The organism is Lactobacillus sp. UMNPBX19, assembly GCF_002553805.1.
Classification (GTDB): Bacteria; Bacillota; Bacilli; order Lactobacillales; family Lactobacillaceae; genus Lactobacillus.
The window spans coordinates 1-519 of record NZ_PCYR01000092.1; the positions used below are offsets into that span (position 1 = coordinate 1).

A 519-nucleotide genomic window follows, 5' to 3' on the forward strand; every position below is an offset into this window, starting at 1 on the left:
GCACATTATGTGAACGAAATAACAATTATTAATTCACAAACCGCCATTTTTTGTAAGCGTTTCCGGAATGCTGGATTTTTGACAAAAAAGTGACTGAAACTTCGGTGATAACCTTAAAAAAGAAAGAAGCTGGGACGGATGTTGTCTCAGCCTCTAATTTTTGTGCTAAAAGATATTAATTAAACGCATGTTAGTTTGACAGCATAAACGCGTTCCAAAAGTCTGAAGCCTCAATGTAACGCAATTTACGACATTTCTGTCCTTCGCTTTGCTTCGGCCAAAAATGACGAAAACTACGTTACACACCGGCTTCAAAACGACTTTTGTCTCGCTCTCTTATTTATACATTCAAAACTTTATCTAAGAAATCACGTGTACGTGGATCTTGTGGATGATCAAAAATTTCTTTTGGTGCACCTTCTTCGCGAATATAACCATCTGCGAAGAATACCACACGATCAGCAACCTGCTTAGCAAAGCCCATTTCGTGAGTCACCACAATCATCGTCATACCTTCTT

The 519-nt window shown here is 38.5% G+C and carries 1 pseudogene; it reads right to left on the reverse strand.

What is annotated here, in order from left to right:
• Nucleotides 1-340: 340 nt before the first annotated feature.
• Nucleotides 341-519 (reverse strand): annotated as a pseudogene (locus CP370_RS09210) (amino acid ABC transporter ATP-binding protein); the annotation flags it as partial.